General features: G+C 53.0%; 5 protein-coding genes. 1 reads left to right on the forward strand and 4 read right to left on the reverse strand.

The annotated features are described in order from the left end of the window. Window positions 1-70 precede the first annotated feature (70 nt). Window positions 71-1,351 carry an MFS transporter gene (locus tag DMP05_RS06615; RefSeq protein ID WP_123219694.1) on the reverse strand — a complete coding sequence of 427 codons (1,281 nt, stop codon included), beginning with the start codon at window positions 1,349-1,351 and terminating at the stop codon, window positions 71-73. Window positions 1,352-1,889: 538 nt separating this feature from the next. On the opposite strand from DMP05_RS06615, the gene DMP05_RS06620 reads away from it, so the two are divergent. Continuing rightward, on the forward strand, window positions 1,890-3,371 hold the full coding sequence (locus DMP05_RS06620; RefSeq protein WP_244595082.1) for a helix-turn-helix transcriptional regulator: 1,482 nt from the start codon (window positions 1,890-1,892) through the stop codon (window positions 3,369-3,371). A 46-nt stretch (window positions 3,372-3,417) separates the two neighbouring features. Here DMP05_RS06620 and DMP05_RS06625 read toward each other — a convergent pair whose 3' ends face one another. From DMP05_RS06625 to DMP05_RS06635, 3 genes are all read right to left on the reverse strand, one after another. After that, window positions 3,418-3,990, reverse strand: coding sequence for an RloB family protein (locus DMP05_RS06625; protein ID WP_161957488.1), 573 nt, complete (start codon window positions 3,988-3,990; stop codon window positions 3,418-3,420). A gap of 61 nt (window positions 3,991-4,051) precedes the next feature. Beyond that, complete coding sequence (locus DMP05_RS06630) at window positions 4,052-5,332, reverse strand: AAA family ATPase (protein ID WP_123219697.1); 1,281 nt, start codon at window positions 5,330-5,332, stop codon at window positions 4,052-4,054. A gap of 258 nt (window positions 5,333-5,590) precedes the next feature. Next, a complete protein-coding gene (locus DMP05_RS06635) occupies window positions 5,591-6,067 on the reverse strand; it encodes a hypothetical protein (RefSeq protein WP_123219698.1) in 477 nt (158 codons plus the stop codon). Window positions 6,068-6,842: the final 775 nt, after the last annotated feature.

Raw genomic sequence — 6,842 nt, forward strand, 5'->3', positions numbered from 1 at the left:
ATTCGCTGGTAGTAAGGGACCTGTGCGGCCGGTCAGCGTTATGCGAGCCGGCCGCTAAAGTGCTTGAGAGTTACTTGGCCTGAGAGGCAGCGTGCTTCTTGGTAGCACGGATGCACAAGACCAGGAAGAGGATGCCGAGGACGGCGAACATGATCTCGAAGCCGAAGATCTGGTTGAAGGCTGCGACGCCGGAAGCGTCGATCAGCGAGCCGTACCAGGTGTGAATGAACACGTCAGGCAGGAAGCCGATAACGGAAAGGATGCCAGCGGCGGTGCCGAAGATTCGCATCGGAATGCCGAGCTCGGAGAGCGGCGAAGAGCCGATGGAGAAAGCGCCGTAGGTGGCGAAGCCGAACACGACGACCAGGCAAGAAGCCATGATGGACATGCCGGGATCCTGCGGCAGAACGATGAAGGCGCCCAGAACCACGATGGCGAGCACGAAGCAGCCCATGATGGTCTTGGAGGACTTAGCCTTAGCGGCGATGGCGCCGATAACCGGGCCAGCGAGCAGGCCAATACCATAGGTACGAATGAGGCCAACAACGTTCACGACGTTGGCGTCGGTACCCAGAGCCTGAGACAGGTACGGAGTGGTGTAGGTAGCGCCCTGGTACACGCAGTAGACGCAGAAGTAACCGAGGCAAGCCCACAGAACGCCGGGGGTCTTGATGGCCTCAGCGGCATCGGAGAGGCTGAAGAGCTTGGAATCCTTGTTAATCTCACCCTTGAAGTCGGGGATGAAGATGAAGGACAGAACGCCGAGGATGGCAATCAGAACACCAAGGAAGATGATGACCGACTGCATAGCGAAGGTCGTATCGGGAATAGCAGCAACGATAGCAACGTTGATCATGCCGATAACGAGGCCGGCAACACCGTAGATGGAGTAGGAAACACCGATGCGGGCAGGATACTCATCCTCTTCGCAGCACAGACGAATAACCTTGAAACGGGTGCCCCACCAAATCAGGATGGAGGTAAGGCCCATGCCACCGAACAGCACGTAGCACATCTGCACGGAAGGAAGCATCGCGTAGAGGAGCGTGAGCACTGCGGTGCCGATGAAGCCAACCCATGCGAGGGTACGCATACGGAACTTGTCGGCGAGAATGCCCGAAGGCAGGTAGCAGATAAGAGCGACGATGCCGTAGAAGGACACCATTGCGCCCAAGTCGGCGTTGGTGCAGCCGAGAGCCGTCATCAGAGGATCGTAGAAGACGCCCTTCAGATACATCGGCGTGTAGATGATGGAGGAACCCATCGAAATGAGGATGATCAAGAACCACTTGTGGAAACCAGTGAGGTCCTTGTACGTCACCTCGCCCTTGCTCTTTGCAAGAATGGACATGTGTTTTCCCTTTCTCGTTTACCTTAAGAAAGCATTGCTTTCCGGTACGAGCGCCCCTCTCCTTGCTTATGAAGTTCTTGATCGTTTTCCGAATTGCTCCGTTCAAAAGAGCCAAGGACTTCATAAGAACTCGCGGGACGCGTGTCGCGCATGCGCGACGCCAAATAGGTAGGCCCCTTAAGCCCAGCGAATTCCGCCTCCTTCCAAGGGATCGTGCCATCGTATGAAGCCTTATTCCGGATATTCAGCTTTGTTGCCGACTCCCGGTTCCCCAAAGGCCTCATCGATCAGACAAGTTGCATTTTGTGGCCGAATCGTGAAGTGCGCTATCGCTTGTTGACTATGAATCGCTCTTTACTGGCAAACGAGTTAGTGGATAATTGGAGCATACTTAAAAAACTGTGATGCAGGTTTAATCCAGGTGAATTACCCTATTCAGCATAAATCTGGCCTATTGGAACAAAAAAATCGATAAGCCAGATTAATAAATCGGCACATGCCGCACTGCGCGAGGGAAAGGATGGGGAACGCTGTGAGTATGGTTTCCTTCTTCGGAAGCGATGCGGAATCGGTAGAAAAAAGGGATGCGTTAGGCGTCCATTATCTTGGTCTGAGCCTTGCACTCGCGTGGTTTTATTGCCTGTGGTTCTCGCCAAGCGTGTTCGTGTGCATGCCGCTCATGGGCCGTGCCATGGTGTATTCCTGGCTTGCGAGCCTCGCGTTTTCGGCGCTTGCATTCCTCGTAATGCCGTTGGCGCTCCGACGCATCAATATATATGAGCACCCTACCCTTGTATGGGTTTCGGCCGGAATGCTCGCCGCAGGCACGCTGTTGTTCACGCTTGCGAAACCCTTGGCGACACTGCCCCTTTTTATTTGGGTCGTGTTCCCCATTGTGCTGGCCGTGGCCAACGCACTTCTGTGGGCCGCATGGGGCGAATTCTACACGCGCAAACGCTCGACGTTCGCGGTAGGCGAATTCGCGCTTGTCTACGGATCGGTGATGCTCGCAGCAATGATCATGACCGAGATTTTGCCCGCGCCTGTATCGAATGTGTTCGTGGCGCTGCTGCCCATTGCGTGCGGCGCAGTATATAAGTACGAAAGCAAGACGATTGAGGGACTTGTATTCCCCACGCTTTTGCCGAAGGCGATTCGCAAAAAGACGAATCGCGCAACGCTTATTATATCGGTTTCGCTGTGCATCGCGTGCGTGGCCTGCTACTTCACGATTGCTATAGTTCCTGAAGATAATATCCTCACAGATGCGGCGGCGTACCCCTTGGGAATGGGTTTGGCAGCAATTCTGTGCCTTGTTATTGCGTCAATCGCGCGCGTTGGCAAACGCACCGAAGCCGCATACAAGCTTCTTCCCTACTTCATGGTTGCTGCCATTGTCGCCATTGCCTTTTTCCTGAGCAATCACGTCGAATTTGACACAATTGCGTTCACGCTCGCTGTGATTCTGGCCGGCATTTTCGAGTTGTTCGTGATTTCGTATTTCGGCACCATGTCGTCGAAGGGTTACATGGCTCCCGTTGCGGCGTTTTGCGCGTCGAGCGCCATTGTGCGCCTGGGCTTTTCGATTGGCGAGGTTTGGGCCGTGCTCTATGAAGACATTCAGGGCATTTGGAACACGCTTGTTGAGCCCACGTCGCTGTTCCTTATGTGCCTTGTAGCGCTGTCGCTTATTCCGCTCGTGCGCAGCGAAGGCGACATCATTCACATAACCACGACGCCTGCCACGCAGAACGATACCGAAGAGATTTGCGACGCGGTTATCGTGGAATTCAAGCTCTCGAAGCGCGAGGGTGAGATTTTGAAGCTCGTGGCACGCGGCTACACCGTGGACAACATCTCGAACAAACTCGTGATTAGCCCCTACACCACACAGACGCACATTCGCCACATTTACGCGAAGATGAACATTCATAAGCGCAGCGAGCTATTGGACTACATCAACATGCACCGCGACAGCGACAAGCCCGTACGACCCACCGCAAAGGCCGAAAAGAAGTAACGGGATCGGGAGAAGATGATTGAGGCGCCCTGCGGGGCGCCTCTTTTTATTTCATCTTCGAAATCTCGACAATCCTGTCAACCAGCATGTCCACGTAAGTCACAGGACGACCGAATATCGGGGTTTCGCCATCGGCGGAAAGCTCCGCACGCCTTGCCACGGCGGCCTCAGAAGGCCCACCAGCCCGATACAATTCCCACAGTTGATCATAAGGAAGAACTGGCTTTCTGTATTCAGGAATGCGATCTTTCCTTCTAAGCTCCGACACCGCCTCTTCGGGAGTGTAAACCTTTGCACCGGGCGCAAAATGCAGCAAAAGCCAGTACTCGAAACAAGGGCTGGAGTTCGCCGCGCGAATCTTCTTCGAGGCAGCCTTCTGAAGCACATCACGATAACGCCGCCTTTTCTCCTCGACCTCGCTTTCCGCGTCGATAAGAATCCACGCCTCGACATCAAGTCCTTTCGCGCAATGTTTCTTAGCCTCGCGTGCAGCACACTCCATTACGCCGTTAGGATCAGGCTTATCGGACTTGAGGGGAATCATCCAGCTGGCGCGAAACCTGCTTTTCAATTCCTTGAAATAGTTATATTCAGTCTCGCCTTCGCAAACGATCAACAAGGTCGGCTTAGCACTCCTGCCACCTTCGGTTCGACCTCGGACTCTACGCTTTGCCGCCATGCTACAGCACCTCCTCAATGAAGGGAACCGCGCCGTAAGCACCATATAGATACCTGTTCAGTATGTTGTCATCCTTTCGCGGAGAATAAGCGGACAACGGATAGAGCTCGCTTGCTCCCTCTCTTCCCCCCTTCTCAACAAACCAGAACTGGTCTCGGCGCATGAAGTCGCCATCCATGATGGACAAATCGTGGGTAGTAAAGATAAGTTGGGCATTCTTGGAATTAAGCTTCCTATCGAAGAACAGCGACACCAAGTTTCTCAGCAAAATCGGATGCAGACTTCGCTCAGCCTCATCTATGACAAGAGTCTTGCCCGTCGCGATGGCGTCGAGGAAGTCGACAGCCAGATTGAGCATGGTCACCGTGCCGAGAGACTCGTCCTCAAATCCAAAACCAACTCTCTGACCCGCAATCACGTGCTGGAACTGGAAAGTAATTTTCTTGTCAGAAGGTTTTATCTCGTCGATGCCCTTGCCAGTAAGAGCCTCAAAAATAGCCTTGACCTTATCGGTCGCTACTTTCTGGCTCTCGCGCTCCTCGTCAGTAAGGTCGCTCACCGCAAGCTGAGCACCGGTAATCCCAAGATCGGCAGACTTCACTGCCTCGACAGCCTTAGAGAAACCGTCCTCTCCCAAATCTTTCAGTTTTTCCAGCAGAATCCCGTAATCCACAGGCTGAGCATGGTCATACACCCTAAGCCCGTTCACAAACCAGTCGAAAACCGTCACGCAATCCGCAACTCCGAACTTAGAAAGGAGCCCTATCACCAAACCGTTGTCGGTGAAACCCTTTAGTTTGGATGAAATCCCAGTGTAGGTAGATCCCTGCTTCACGCGATACGTGCCATCGTCGAGCAAAAAGCGCTCGAACACAAGCCTCTCGCTCTTTGGCTGAGCCTTCAGGGTCTCACGAACGACGCCTCTATCATCAATAACAAACTCGTAGCTAAAGCGCGTCATCCCAAGAAGAATGGAAAACGAAAACAAGGACGGCTCGCCCGCATTGTTAACGAAAGCCTCCCTAACACCACCGTTGCCCAAAGGAACCCGTCCGAGGACGATGCCCCTGGCAAAATCCATTGCCCTCAAGAGGTTTGTCTTGCCCGAAGCGTTGGGACCATAGATAACTGCAACGCTGAGAACTCCAGCAGCATTCGTACCCGCAGGCCTCACGGGTGCCATATTATCAGGGTGTTCCTTATAAGCATTGACAGGAAGCATGCTAAGGCAGGCATCGCCCTTGAACGAGCGGAAATTGCTGCACTTGAACTCGATTAGCATAGCAAATCCTTTCTATATTGATTTATCGTTATATTACGCTCTTTATTGTGAGATCCCCACATTTATTTGCCGTTTATAACGATTTCTTCGATTTTGAAGCATGTTGCCATGATTGGCAGACACCCCACAGACCCCCACGCGTACCCCGCATGGACAAGGCACTGCGTAGCGCTCGCGGGCAAAACCGCGACAGTGACCTGCATCAAGATTTTGGACGCCGAAACTCAAGGGATTAAGGTGGGCACTTTGACAATCACCCTAAAGCCCGGAATTAGCCTCGTTTTCCAACAAACTGTCGGGAAGGGAAAAACCATGCAGAACAAAGGCGTCTCTTAAATCCGATAAAATCTCTTTACTAAGAGAGCCGCAGTCAATAAGCTCAATCGCTTGCTGATAGCCCTCGCAACCCACGCAATCGATGCTAGCGCCCTTCATACGCGCAATCAAGAATTTCGCCTTGTCCTCATTCGCCAAGGCGCTTTCGCCAATTAAAGCAATCAATTCCTTGTCGAGAAAAAAGTCGTTCTCATATTTCCAATTGCAGTGCTCCGAAAAGATCTTAACAGCCCCCGTAATCACGTAGGAATCGTCGTTCTTCTCTTTATTGCATAAACGAAGCAAGTGATGGGCGGATTTTCTATAGCACGCCTCGTCTTCCAATAGCAGATTGATTGTCGAATTAATCCATCCGCGCCATTCTCGCTCGCGGTCCGCTTTCGAGAGACGCACGTCCATTCGACGAGAACCCATACAGCAGCCGAACACGACGCAGGATTGTGTCTACATGCGCCAAAGAGCTCTTCTCTCGACGCGGAACCGTCGTAGAGAATCGACGACCAAAGAAACGTCTTCTTTATCCTCGCATTGCGAACATCTTCATACGGCTCGCCATCGGAAAGAACTTGGCGCCAATAGACCCGAATGTTCCGCCATAATTCTTCAGATATGACACTCAAATAGCTCAAACCGCACCAAGCTCCCTGAGCGTAACCGGAATCTTCCTCTAGTAAAGGAAGCATTTTCGATGAGAAAACATCGTTCACGGCGTTGATCCAGTAGTTCGCCTCAGAAAAGACAATCGTCGCGAAGGAATTACCCGCTTCTTTATCGCTCATCGAAGCCAATAAAAGTTGCTTAATTCTTATCTGAAATGCGCGTTCTGTGCATTTAGTCTCGGAAAGAAGCTGTTCACCTCCCGAATCCCATCGGATACCATTGTTTAAGCGGCATTCGGGCGAGGGGAGGTGGAGAGAATGCCGAGAAGCAAGAACGGGCAGCTCACCCAGGGGGACCGCATGGCGATCGAGCAGCAGCTCAAGGATGCCGGCCGCTGCCGGAAATCGCCAGGGGACTGGGCGTCGCGCCGTCGACCGTGGCCCGCGATGTTGATGTTCACTAAGAAGTGGTCCGAGTGATCACTGGGAAATGAGCACCGTGAGCACGAAAAATTGAGCAGTTTAAGCAAGAGGGCCGCGCCCCGGGGACCGGGGGCGCGGCCCTCGCCGTATGG

Source organism: Slackia isoflavoniconvertens, from assembly GCF_003725955.1.
GTDB classification, from domain to species: domain Bacteria; phylum Actinomycetota; class Coriobacteriia; order Coriobacteriales; family Eggerthellaceae; genus Slackia; species Slackia isoflavoniconvertens.